Genomic DNA, 11,078 nt, shown 5'->3' with positions numbered 1-11,078 from the left:
GGTCAGGATCCTGCCTCTGCGTGGGCGGACGATGGGGCCACTGTGTGGCCCGGATGAAGTCCTTACGTCCCGCTCAGCTCCACCACCGGCACAAAGCCGCCGTAGATCATCCGCTTGCCATCGAACGGCATCAGATTGGTTTCCGGATCCATGCGCGGGTCATCCATCATCTTCTGCATGCCGGCATCGCGGGTGGCCTTGTCCGGCCATTCGATCCACGAAAAAAGCACCGTTTCATCCGCCTTGGCCTCCACCGCACGATGGAAGTCGGTCTGTTTGCCGTGCGGCACATCATCGCCCCAGCACTCCACCACGCKGGTGGCGCCGTGCTCGATGCAGATCGCATCACACATCTGTGCGTGCTTGAGGAATGCGTCCTTGTTCGCGGTGGGGACGGCGATTACGAATCCATCGATATAAGCCATGCCAAGCTCCGGATGGCGCACCGGAATGGGCGCCTTCACTGCATACGACGAATCAGGGGGAGAACGATCGACAGTGCGCCGCAGTGCACTTTGTCGATGTGATGAGGATCGCCCTGAGCCGATAAATTCCAGCAAATTCAACGGGTTGTACAGTACGCAAGCATCCATGCACGTATGGGGTCAGAAAAATCCGAACGCCGACGAGGAAGATCCTGATATCGGGGCTGACGCATTCCATCGAAGATGGGGAGCCGGAAAGGACGCCCACACGAGCGACCTGAGCAACGCCTCCGTTGCGTTGCCGGTGTATCACGGAGGATGGACGCGTTAGCCGACTACTCCCCAAGAGCGGCTTCCCCAACGCGTGACGCCCCGAAAGGGCATCGTCGTGACCAGATTCCAATTTGCTGTTTGCCGATGCTGGCGTATCGCCGCACGGCGCCGTGGCCTTCCCTTGTCGTTCAGCATCAACGTCGCCAGGATCACGCCGCATGCACGCTTCAGCGCTGTTTTCCCGCTGAAATCGCAGCGCGCGCGTATATGCCAGAGCGCAACTGAACCGCCGCCAAAAATTCACTGATATGAAACCTATCGACTTCAGGGCGGGTTGTGGCGAATAACGGAGAATTTACATTCCCGATGCAGAGCGGCGTCCGCGCTGGCTGCAAGCAGTTCACGACAAAAAGGTGTACCCCCATGAAGACTTCGTTGATTGCCCTGGCCCTCGCCGCCGCCCTGCCGTTCGCCGCTTCGGCTGCTGAAGGCCTGTCCTACAACTACGCCGAAGGCGACTACGTCAAGACCGACGCAGACGGCGGCAAGGCCGATGGTTGGGGCGTGAAGGGTTCCTATGCGTTCCTGCCGAACTTCCACGCCTTCGGTGAGTACAACCAGCAGAAGACCGACATCGGCAACTTCAAGGTTGACCAGTGGCGCGTCGGCGTTGGCTACAACCAGGAAATCGGCAACAGCACCGACTTCGTGGGCCGCGTTGCCTACAACAAGTTCGACCCGAAGGAAGGCCTGGACTTCAACGGCTACAGCGCTGAAGCCGGTATCCGTACCGCGTTCGGCCAGCACGCCGAAGTCTATGCGATGGCCGGCTACGAGGATTACAGCAAGAAGCACGGCGTCAATCCGGATGGCCAGTTCTACGGCCGCCTGGGTGGCCAGGTGAAGTTGAACCAGAACTGGGGCATCAACGGCGACATCAAGATGGATCGCCATGGTGACAAGGAATGGTCGGTCGGCCCGCGCTTCAGCTGGTAATTCCAGCGTGACCGCATCGCCACGTGCCTGAACGGCGTGGCAGGAAAGGCCCGGCATTGCCGGGCCTTTCTCGTTCTTCGCGCGGCACCGTCGATAATGCGCGTTCTCACACCCAAGGCTCCCGCATGACCACGCCCTCCGATCCTCAACACCCCCGGCTTGGCTGTGGTGCCGTCGTGCAGCGTGCCGATGGCGCACTCCTGCTGGTGCAGCGCGGGCGCGAGCCGGAGAAAGGCCACTGGGGCCTGCCCGGCGGCAAGGTGGACTGGATGGAAACCGTCGAACACGCGGTGATCCGCGAGGTCGAGGAAGAAACCGGGCTGCGCGTGGCGGTGGAGCGGTTGTTGTGCGTGGTGGACCATTTCGAACCGGCGCTGGGCCAGCACTGGGTGGCGCCGGTGTATCTGGTGCGTGCGCAGGATAAAACGCAGGTAGCGGCAGTGAAGGAACCAGAGGCGTTGCTCGCCCTGGGTTGGTTTACCCCCGATGCGTTGCCCACGCCGCTGACCGTGTCCACGTTGCGCGCGCTGGCGCATCTTTCAATGGCGCACTGAACGGTCGCGCTGCGGGCGGGGCCGGCTCAGCGCTTGGCGGCGGCGCTGTCGCCGCGTGCCACCGCTTCCACTTCTTCCAGACTGGCGCAGGCGTTGTCGCCCGGCGTGGACATTGCCAGCGCGCCATGCGCCGCACCCAGTTCCACCGCGGCCTGTTCGCCCTTGCCGCTGAGCAGGGCGTGTACCACGCCGGCCACGAAGGCATCGCCGCCGCCCACGCGATCGAGCAGGTCGACCTCACGCGTGCGCGAGACGAACAATGTCTCGCGCGTACGCAATGCACCGCCCCAGCCATTGCGTGCGGCGTTGCTGGCGTCGCGCAGGGTGAAGGCCACCGCCTGCAGGTTCGGGAAGCGCTGCAGCGCGCGCTGCGCGGCGGCGTCGGCCGGGCCCACATCCATCGGCGTAGTGCGTCGACCCAGGTCGGCCAGGTCCATGCCCAGGCACGCCGCAAACGAGTACTCATCGCCCACCAGCAGATCGCACTCGGCGGCGATGGCGCAGTTGGCATGCCGGGCGGCATCCGGGTCGGGATGGCTGTCCCAGAGGCTGGCGCGGTAGTTGAGGTCGTAGGACACCGCCACGCCGTGCCGGCGCGCGGCCCGCACCGCGGCGATGGCGGTCTGCGCGCTGTGCTCGGACAGCGCAGCGAAGATGCCGCCGGTATGCAGCCAGCGCGCGCCGTCGCGGCCGAACAGCACGTCCCAGTCGTACTCGTGCGCCTGCAGCTGCGAGGCGGCCGAGGTAACGCGATCGGAGATGCCCAGCGGTGCACGCACCCCAAAGCCGCGCTCGGTGAAGTTCAGGCCCATGCGGGTGTTGCGGCCGATGCCATCGTAGTCGCGCCACAGGATCTGGCCGGTATCCACGCCAGCGGCCTGGATCAGCTGTTGGGCCAGCGCACCCAGTTCGTTGCGCGGCAACGCGGTCAACACCCCGCTGCGGTGCCCGAAGGTGCTGCACAGGCCCCGCGCCACGTTGTACTCGCCACCGCCTTCCCACACGTTGAACTGGCGTGCGTTGCGGATCCGGCCTTCGCCGGGATCGAAGCGCAGCATCACCTCGCCCAGCGCCAGTGCATCCCAGCGCTGGCCGTGCGCTGCGGCCAGCGCGAACTGCTGCGTGCTCATCGTGCCTTGCACCCCAGCAGGCCCAGGTCGATGCCCTCGGCCATGCGCCGGTAACCTTCATCGTTGGGATGCAGGTGGTCGCGGGTAATGTCCTCGGGCAGGTTTTCCGGGTTGGCCGGGTCGCGCAGGATCTGGTCGAAGTCGATCAGGCCGTCATAGCCGCTGCGGCCGCCGCGCATCCAGGTGTTGAGCTGGGTGCGGGTAGCGGCGGCGGTGGGCTCGTAGCGGTCCGAGCCGCCGAACGGGGTGATGGTCGCCGCGATCGCACCGATGCCGTTGCCGTGCAGGCGCTCGGCGATCTGCCGGTAGCCCAGCACCATGTCCTCGGCGTTGCGGCCGGCCTTGGGCGGGGTGCCGCCGTCGTGGCGGATGTCGTTGATGCCTTCGAACACGATCACCTTGCTCACGTTGGGCAGCGCGATCACGTCGCGGTCCAGCCGCGCCAGCGCGCTGTGGCTGCGGCCGTGGTCCATTACCTTGTTGCCGCTGATGCCGGCGTTGACCACCACCACCCGGTCCGGGCAGGCCTGCTGCAGGCGCGCGGACAGCAGCGCCGGCCAATCGCCATTGCTGCCGCGCGTGGCCGTGGCGCCTTCGGTGATCGAATCGCCCAGGGCGACCACCACCACCGGCTTGCTGGCGCGTTCGGCAAGCACCGCCGACACCACGTTCTGCCGGTAGGCGAGTTTGACCTTGTCGCCCACCTCGGCCTGGCGGCCGTCGACGATGCGAAGTGCGGTACGCCGCACGGCCGGCTTGGTCGGTTCGGGGAAATACACGGTGAGCGATACATCGGCCAAGGCCGGCACCGTCATCGCCACCGGGTCGCTGAGCAGGGCGGCGCCCACGGGCACCACCACTTCGCTGCGACCATTGAAAGTGACCAGCTTGGCCGGGGTGGCCGTGCCGGTGCGTTGGGCCGAGGCGCCGCCAATGGTCAGCGGCGCATCGCCCAGTTCATTGCTGATGCGGAAGCGCAGCGCGGTGGCCGAGCTGGCCAGGCGCATGTCCTGGCGCACGGTCTGCCGGGCAAACTGCACCGGGGCCTCCGGCGTGCCGTCCAGGCGGTCCGGTGCCGGCGAGGCGGTCCATGCCGGCACCCAGACCTGGGCATGGGCGGGCAGCGCAGCGGCGCTGGTGGCAAGTGCAATTGAAAGTGCAGTGGTCCAGCGCAGCATGGCAGCCCTCCCAGGCGGTCAGCAGAACATATCCATCAAGAGAAGTAAGTGCCGCCGTTGACGTCCACGTTGGCACCGGTGATGAAACCGGCCGCGTCCGAGGCCAGGTACACGGCCGTGTCGGCGGCTTCCTGCGGACGGCCCTGGCGGCGCAGCGGGGTGTTGCCGGCCACGGCGGTGCGCACTTCCGGCTTGGTGAACTCATCATGGAAGCGGGTGGCGATCATGCCGCAGCACAGCGCATTGACGCGGATGCCGCGCGGGCCCAGCTCCTTGGCCATGGCCCGGGTGAAGGTCATCACCGCGGCCTTGGCGGTGGCGTAGATCGCCGCGCCCGGGCCACCGCCATCGCGACCGGCCTGCGAGGCGAAGTTCACGATCGCACCGCCTTCGGGCATGTGCGGTACCACCGCATGGGTGGTCAGGTAGACCGAGCTCATGTTGAGGTCCATCACCTTGTGGAAGAACGCCTCGTCGATCTCGGCCAGCGGACGGCGCTGCACCATGCCGCCGGCCACGTTCACCAGCACGTCGATCTGCGGGCCGAACGCGGCCTGGGTGGCCGCGACCATGCCGGCCACCGCCTTGGCATCGGTGACGTCGGCGCGGTGCACGATGGCGGTGCCACCGGCCGCTTCGATCTGCTGCAACGTGTCCTGCGCGCTGGCCTCGTCGTTGGCGTAGTTGATGCAGACCTTGGCACCGGCCGCGGCCAGCTTGAGCGAGATCTCGCGGCCGATGTCACGGCCGCCACCGGTGACGATGGCCACCTTGTCCTTGAATTGGGTCATGGAAAACTCCTGTGATGCGTTGGGGGGAAAACGGAAAGGGAATCAGCGCGGTTCGACCGGGCCGTGGATCTTTTCCACGCGGCCGGTCACCAGCCACAGCGCCAGCAGGGAGGCCGGCACCAGCGCGGCCACCAGGATGAAAATCGGTGCGTAGGATTCGTGGGTCATCGCCGGCACCAGCCAGGTGGTGATCAGCGTGCCGGCCACTGCGGCCATGCCACCCAGGCCAGCCACCGAACCCACGGACTTGCCGCTGAAGATGTCGCCGGGCAGGGTCTGGATGTTGCCGATGGCGATCTGGAAGCCGAACAGCACGAAGGCAATGGTGACCACCGCCCATACCGGGTCGGTGGCCAGCACCGCGCCGAGCAGGGCCGGGGCCATGATCGCCCCGCCCAGGGTGATCACCACCTTGCGCGCCTTGTCCACGCTCCAGCCGGCACCGATCAGCCGCCCGGACAACCAGCCGCCACCGAGGCTGCCGATCATCGCGCCGACATACGGCACCCAGGCGAAGATGCCGATCTGCTTGATGTCAAAGCCGAAGGTGTCGGCCAGGTAGATCGGCAGCCAGGACACGAACAGCCACCAGATCGGGTCCAGGAAGAACCGCGAAATCAGGATGCCCCAGGTCTGGCGATGGCCCAGCAGCTGGCGCACGTTGGGCACGTACTCGGCCACTGGCACCGCTGGCTGTTCGGTCGGCGCATCCAGGATCAACGCGCGCTCGGCCGCGCTCACCCATGGGTGCTTGTCCGGCCCGGCGCGGTAGATGATCAGCCACGGCAGCAACCAGATGAAGCCGATCGCACCGATCAGGATGAAGGTGCCGCGCCAGCCCAGCCACAGGAACAGCACCGCGATCAGCGGCGCGGAGATGATCGCCCCGATCGACGCGCCGGCATTGAACACGCCCTGCGCCAGCGCCCGCTCACGGGCGGGGAACCACTCGGCGTTGGCCTTCACCGCGCCCGGCCAGGCACCGGCCTCGCTGATGCCGAGCATCGCCCGCACCAGGCTGAAGGAGAGGATGGAGTGGGTGACCGAGTGCAGCGCGATCGAGATCGACCACACCGCGATCGACAGCGCAAAGCCCAGGCGCGTGCCAATGATGTCGAACAACCGGCCGAACACGAACTGCCCGGCGGCGTAGAACAGCATGAACACCGTGACCAGCAGCGCGTAGTCTTCCTTGGTTGCGCCCACATCCTTGGAGATCTGCGGCCACATCACCGCCAGGGCGTTGCGGTCGATGTAGTTGATGACCGTGGCAACGGCGATCAGCGCCACGATCAACCAGCGCACGTAGGTGCGCGCTTGGGTGGTGACCTTCATTTGCCGTCCTTGCCGCTGCCGGTGTCAAAGCGCTTCCAGCCGCCGTCCCAACGCCAGCTGTGGCCATCGCCGCTCACCTCATGCGCGCCGCCCTTGGACGGGTCATCGGCGATGCCCAGCGTCACGCGCTTGCCGCCGGCCAGGTCCAGTACCAGCACGTCGGCATCCTTGCCCCGGTAGTGGGCGATGCGGTCGATGCGGCTGTTGGCCCCGCGCACGGTTTCGGCGGTGCCGTCGTACTGGCCATGCGGTTCGAGCACGCCATAGAACGTGGTGGCAGCCTGCCCATCCACGCGCTGCAGCAGCATCGGTTCGCGGCGCAGGTTGAACGAGGGATCATTGGCCCCGCTTTCGCCGATCAGCGCACGCGACGGTGCGGTGCTGGCGAAGCGATAGGTATAGAAGCGTCCGTCCAGCAGCCAGGTGAGGCTGCGCGCCTCGCTGCTCGGCTCGCTGGACGCATCGATCCACACGTGCTGGTAGCCGTTGGCCTTGCCCAGCACCGGCCGCGCGGCCACCGCCGACTGCGCCTTGAAGCCCACGTCCATGATGTGGCCGTTGAAATGCAGCGGCAGGTCGTAGCGCGCCGCCTTGCTGCCGTTGACCCGCAGCAGGTCCAACACCACCGGCTCGGTCAGCGYCGGATGGGCCAGCAGCACCTGGGTGCGGGTGAAGCTCACCCCGTCGTAGGCACCGTCCATGCGCGCCGAGGCGATCTGGGTATCGTCGTTGACCGCGAACAGCAGCGGCGTCGGCGCCAGCGCCTGGCCCTTCTTCCAGTCGCCGCCGAAGTGGCTCTGCTCGTTCACCACCAGCGTGTTGTGGGCCAGCGTCTGCCGCGCCCAGCTGTTGTTCTCGGGCAGGTAGATGCCGCCGGCCTTGGCTTCGATGTTGAGGAAGCGCGCGGCGCCGTAATCGGTGACCACGCGCTGGCCGTTGTCGTAGAACAGCCAGTTGAGCTTGTCGAAGTGGCCGTGGCCCATGCCCTGCTTGGTGTTCTTCATCACCAGCGCCTGGCCGTTTTCACCGCCCATGCGCAGGATCGCCAGCGCACCTTCGGTGCCGTCCGGGCCATCGCGCAGCAGCGTGGGCACGAAGGCGAACGGCTYGGCCTTGTCCTGCGCCAGCGCCTGGGCCACCTGCAGGCCTTCGGGCGACAGCAGTACGCGCTTCTGTGCCTTGGCCACCGACAGCAGCCGCGCGTCGCTGGTCTGCGCGTAGGCGATGTCGATGCCGGCTACCAGTTCTTCGGTGTCCAGGCCCTTGTCCAGGATGGCGTCGTTGATCGGGAAGAAGTAGCCGCCGTAGCTGCTCTGCACCAGCGAATCGACGGCCTTGAGCAACACCCCGTCGCGGCGCTTGAAGATGCCGCGCTGCGGCTCGTTGCGCTGGATCGCATTGGCGAACAGGATGAACGGTGCCAGCGCATAACGCTGGTAGTAGGGGCCTTCCTCGTAATAGCCGTCCGGCGAGAACAGCTGGTCCACCTGCTTGAGGAAGCCGGCGCTGCCATCGCGCTTGCTGCCGTTCAACGCCTTGTCCACGTAGGTCGGGTCACGCAGCACGTAACCGGTCATGCCCACCGCCGCCACCGCCCAGGTGGCATGGTTGTGGATCTTGTCGAAGTTCTCCGGCGTACCGCTGAGGAAGTCGGCCATCGGCCGGAACACGCCGTCGTCGATGGTCTTGCGGTCTGCCGTGCTGAGGCTGTCGCGGATCGCGTCGTAGCCCTGCACCGCGCTCACCAGCCACACCGAATCGTTGAGGGTCTGCCAGAACAGCCGGCCGGGAATCTGCCCGCGGCCCTGCGGATGCGCGCCCAGCCCAGGGTACAGTTTGGCGTAGCCCAGCAGCAGGTCGCGCGCGTAGTCGGCATACACCTTGTCGCCGGTCAGCCGGTACAGCGCGCCGGCGGCCTGGATGGCCTGGTAATTGCGCTTGTGCTGTTCGTGGGTGTAGCCGCCGCCCTTGTCCTTGGGCACCGGCACATCGATTCCGGCCTTGATCATGCCGCGCACCAGGCGCTCGGCGCGCTGCTGTTCCTTGGCAAACACCGGGTATCTGGCGCCATCGCTGCGCATCTGCTGCCACTGCGCGGCGGTCACCAATACCGGGGCGCTGGCAGCGGCCGCCGGTTGTTGGCTGCCGGCAGGTGCGGCGGCAACGGCGGGCAGCGCGGCGGCGCTGAAGGAGGCCGCCAGCAGCAGCATCAGGGGCGTGGAACGCGTCATGGCAGGGTCTCGGCTGGAGTATCGGACTGCATCGCCGCGGTGGCGTCGAGCACGTTGCCGTGCGCGGCCAGGCGGGGCTCGCCGACGCGGTGGCTGAAGCGCACGCGTCCGCTGCGGAGGAACTGGTTATCGGTCAGCGTGGCGGTCTGCACGCCATGCAGGCGCAGGCTGGTGTCGGCGGCCACGCCCACGTTTTCAAGCTGGTTGCCGTGCACCCGCAGCGTCGGGCCGAAGGTGCTTTCATCGGTGCCACCGCGATACAGGTTCAACAGCGGCCCGGTGATATTGCGGAACTGCGAATCCACGATGTCCACCTGCTCGGCGTTGTAGGTGCCCAGGTCGTCGGTCTCGGCAGCGGCGGCAATCACGCTGCCGCTGATGTCCTCCACGGTGGTGTTGCGCAGCGCGATGCGCGCGGCCAGGCTGCCCTTGCCGGCGTTGACCACATCGAAGGCCTTGTTGGTGGTCAGCCCGTGGATGCGGCTGTCCTCGATCAGCAGGGTGTAGTTGAACGCCTGGCTGCCCGGGGCGATGCGCACCACCGCGCTGCCGGCCGCGTCCGGCGCCAGTGCGCCGTCGATATCCAGCCCGGTCAGCTTGAGCGAACCGCCGGCGCGGATCTCGAACAGGGCAGGGCGCGAGAACTGCAGGCTGGCGCGCCCACGGCGGGGGCCGATCACGCTGACCGGGTGGTCCACGTTCAACACCTGGTCGATGCGGTACTGGCCGCGCTGCAGCTGCAACTGGTCACCGGGGGCGCTGTTGGCCATCGCGCGGCTCAGGGTGTCCTCACCCGGGGCCACCTTGCGGGTGGCACCGCTGTCCAGCGCGGTGCTGGCCAGCGCCTTGGGATACCAGCTCACGCCGACCTGTTCGCGCGCGATCGGCGCGAGGTCGCGCGGCGCGCCCGCCGCGATGGTTTCCACCGGGTACTGCAGCCCGTTGGCCGCGCGCTGCAGGGTGACCTTCTGCGCGCTCACACCCGCGGGGAAGCCGGGCGACACGCTGGGGCTCTGCACATTCCCACTGAAGGCGATGCCCTCCAGATCGCCCTGGCTGCGCAGCAGCTCGCGGCTGCCATCGCCGATGAACAGGTTGCCGCGCAGGCGGCTGTTGACCGGCATGGCGTTGCGCTCGTCATCCAGGCCCGCACCGAGGAACACCTGGCGCACGCCGATGAAGCTGTTGCGCTCGATCAGGGCATCGTCCACCTGCTCATAGCGGTTCAACGGCGCATCGCGGGTGCCGGCCATCACCGCCAGTGCCGCGGCGAAGTTGTCGCCGGCGATGTTCTCGAAGTAGTTGTCGCGCACGATCTGGTGGCGGTTGATCACCCGCACGCCGCCGGTGTGGGCCTTGTTGTTGCCGAGGAACACGTTGCGCTCGACCACGTTGCCGTGGCCGTGGCGCAGCACCATCGAGCCGCGCGATTCGAAGAACACGTTGCCGCGATACAGGTTGCCGCCGGACTTGTTGGACACGATCTCCACTTCGCCATCGCACTGCTCGAACCAGTTGTTCTCCACCACGGTATTGGAGTTGGACTGCGAGTCGGTGCTGGTGCCCACCCGGATGGTCTCACCGCCGTTGCTGCCCAGGTTGGGGCGCGGGCCGAACCAGTTGTGGTCGATGCGGTGGCGGTTGTCCAGCCCACTGCTGGTGTTGCGCACCACCACCAGGGTGGTGCCGGCGTTGGTCTTGCCCACCAGCTGGTTGTGATCGAAGCGGTTGTCCTGGCCGTACATCCCGACCCAGTTGTCCGACTGCTGGCGGTCCGGCTTGTTGTAGCCGTCGATCACCACGCCGGTCACCCGGCTGTGGGTGGACCACTCCTTGGACGAGGCGCGGAAGGACACCACTTCGCTGCCCGGGGCCCAGCCATCGCGGAACACCAGGTTGGACACCTCCAGGTACGACCCGGCCAGGCGCAGCTGCGACTGGCCGCTGAGGATCACCTTGCCCGGGGTCTGCGCTGTCAGCTTAATTGGTTGACCAATTTTGCCGGTGCCGCGTAGCAGCAGGTCGATGTCGCGCCATACGCCGTCGGCGAGGATGACGGTATCGCCCGGCTGCAGCGCTTTGGTCGCCGTGGCATACCCGGCGGCATCATGGACCAGATGGTCGGCCGCGAAGGCGGGCAGTGCGCCGGCCGCAAGGCCCAATGC

General features: G+C 66.9%; 9 protein-coding genes. 2 read left to right on the top strand and 7 right to left on the bottom strand.

Going from position 1 to position 11,078, the window contains the following annotated elements:
* Window positions 1-62 precede the first annotated feature (62 nt).
* The gene (locus ACXJKH_RS08130; protein ID WP_457319045.1) at window positions 63-425 is read right to left on the bottom strand and encodes a DUF1428 domain-containing protein; all 363 of its coding nucleotides are present in this window, start codon (window positions 423-425) and stop codon (window positions 63-65) included.
* Window positions 426-1,121: 696 nt separating this feature from the next.
* Between ACXJKH_RS08130 and ACXJKH_RS08125 the strand changes: the two genes are divergently transcribed.
* Together ACXJKH_RS08125 and ACXJKH_RS08120 are read left to right on the top strand one after the other, a co-directional pair.
* Entirely contained in the window at window positions 1,122-1,694 is a 573-nt protein-coding gene (locus ACXJKH_RS08125; RefSeq protein ID WP_137191825.1) for an OmpO family porin, read from the top strand.
* 125 nt (window positions 1,695-1,819) lie between these two features.
* The gene (locus tag ACXJKH_RS08120) at window positions 1,820-2,248 is read left to right on the top strand and encodes an NUDIX domain-containing protein (protein ID WP_457319044.1); all 429 of its coding nucleotides are present in this window, start codon (window positions 1,820-1,822) and stop codon (window positions 2,246-2,248) included.
* 26 nt (window positions 2,249-2,274) lie between these two features.
* Here ACXJKH_RS08120 and ACXJKH_RS08115 read toward each other — a convergent pair whose 3' ends face one another.
* The 6 genes from ACXJKH_RS08115 to ACXJKH_RS08090 all read right to left on the bottom strand — a co-directional run.
* A complete protein-coding gene (locus ACXJKH_RS08115; protein ID WP_457319043.1) occupies window positions 2,275-3,378 on the bottom strand; it encodes a sugar kinase in 1,104 nt (367 codons plus the stop codon).
* A complete protein-coding gene (locus ACXJKH_RS08110) occupies window positions 3,375-4,556 on the bottom strand; it encodes a GDSL-type esterase/lipase family protein (RefSeq protein WP_457319042.1) in 1,182 nt (393 codons plus the stop codon). The genes ACXJKH_RS08115 and ACXJKH_RS08110 overlap by 4 nt, the downstream gene beginning before the upstream one ends.
* 35 nt (window positions 4,557-4,591) lie before the next feature.
* Window positions 4,592-5,347: an SDR family NAD(P)-dependent oxidoreductase gene (locus ACXJKH_RS08105; protein WP_457319041.1), complete on the bottom strand. Its 756-nt coding sequence runs from the start codon at window positions 5,345-5,347 to the stop codon at window positions 4,592-4,594.
* Between the two features lie 42 nt (window positions 5,348-5,389).
* Window positions 5,390-6,682, bottom strand: coding sequence for an MFS transporter (locus ACXJKH_RS08100; RefSeq protein ID WP_457319040.1), 1,293 nt, complete (start codon window positions 6,680-6,682; stop codon window positions 5,390-5,392).
* Window positions 6,679-8,913, bottom strand: a complete 2,235-nt coding sequence (locus tag ACXJKH_RS08095) for an oligoalginate lyase (protein ID WP_457319039.1) — start codon at window positions 8,911-8,913, stop codon at window positions 6,679-6,681. The genes ACXJKH_RS08100 and ACXJKH_RS08095 overlap by 4 nt, the downstream gene beginning before the upstream one ends.
* Window positions 8,910-11,078, bottom strand: a 2,169-nt coding sequence (locus ACXJKH_RS08090; RefSeq protein WP_457319038.1) for a polysaccharide lyase 6 family protein, incomplete at its 5' end; no start/stop codon positions are given. The genes ACXJKH_RS08090 and ACXJKH_RS08095, both read right to left, overlap by 4 nt.

It is taken from the genome of Stenotrophomonas sp. P5_B8 (assembly GCF_054049855.1).
This window is presented reverse-complemented; position numbering and strand designations above follow the sequence as displayed.